The organism is Streptomyces sp. KR55 (assembly GCF_052245645.1).
In the GTDB taxonomy this organism is placed as follows: Bacteria; Actinomycetota; Actinomycetes; order Streptomycetales; family Streptomycetaceae; genus Streptomyces; species Streptomyces flavusporus.
Map to the genome: position 1 here is coordinate 1 of NZ_JBQQCE010000978.1, position 823 is coordinate 823.

The 823-nt window shown below is 62.3% G+C and carries 1 protein-coding gene; it reads left to right on the forward strand.

Translation table 11 applies throughout. From position 1 onward, the window contains the following. The coding region (locus tag ACTWQJ_RS51905) for a hypothetical protein (RefSeq protein WP_443313282.1) at positions 1–615 on the forward strand (615 nt) is incomplete at its 5' end. Between the last annotated feature and the right edge of the window lie 208 nt (positions 616–823).

Consider the following 823-nt stretch of genomic DNA (forward strand, 5'->3'; position numbering starts at 1 on the left):
CCATTTCCCATTGCCGGTCCCAACAATGCTGTCCCCGGTGCGATCGCGGCTTTCTCTCGTAACCCCGATCAGATGGACGTGTTCTGGGTCGGCCCGGATGGTGGCGTGGGCAGCAACTTCTGGAACCTTGAGTTTGTCGCGCGAACAACTGGGGACCAACTCGACTTCGAATTTCGTCCGATCACGTTCGGCGATGGCGTTCCCGTTGGCGGCTTTGCGCATCTGACGATGTCCAAGAGTGGGAACTGTCGGTTCACGGGTCACCTCCACGATTCCGGTGCGCTCGAGTTCAATTTGCAGGTCGCCGTGGCCGTGAAGGACTCAGAAGGAATGGTCTACACACTTCAGCGTCAGGGGCATGTCTCGGGAACCTTCCAGCCTGGCTCGCGCGACGACGACTGGGACGTCTCCGTACAGAACGATCAGGTTGCACAGCGCTGGTCCCGTCTGGCGGATGGATCGACCGCTCATCTCCGTGTAGACGCCGATGGTGACCTGGTTAACCTGACCAACGCGGCTATCGGTGCCGCAGGTCTCGCCCTTGGAGTCATCTCGCTCTTCTCAGGCGGCGACAGCGGGCCGTCCGGAGGCGACCAGCCACACGGGCCGTCCTGACGCAAGGCAGCGTTCTTCGGCGCCGCGGCCGTTCGCCGTGACGGGCAAGTGATCTATACGGTGCGGGACCATTCGGCGGGGGACGGGGTGAAGCAACACCGCGAGCCGTGACCTAGGGCCTGTCCGGGGGGGCCCGGGCCAGTAACGGTGCTCGGCTCCCCCTAAACAATCATTGGATCTCTTGCATTTGAAGACGCAGAACCAGACG